Consider the following 254-nt stretch of genomic DNA (forward strand, 5'->3'; position numbering starts at 1 on the left):
AGCGCCCGCCCGCAGGCGTCGGTCATGCCGAAGGGTGTCGCCTGGATCAAGGACGCCGCGCACATCATCGACCCGGAACAGCAGACGGTTACCACCGCCGGTGGGGTCCGGGTCCGCTACGACCATCTCGTCGTGTGCCCCGGCATCCAACTCGACTGGGGCAAGATTCCCGGCATGGCGGAGGCCATGGACACTCCGCTGGTATCCAGCAACTACACGTACGCCACGGCGCCGAAGACGTGGGAACTGATCCG

General features: G+C 66.5%; 1 pseudogene. It reads left to right on the forward strand.

The features are described from left to right. Positions 1-254, forward strand: a pseudogene (locus tag H0524_RS24790) (pyridine nucleotide-disulfide oxidoreductase); the annotation flags it as partial.

This window comes from Salinispora sp. H7-4 (genome assembly GCF_013416675.1).
Taxonomy (GTDB): domain Bacteria; phylum Actinomycetota; class Actinomycetes; order Mycobacteriales; family Micromonosporaceae; genus Micromonospora; species Micromonospora vitiensis.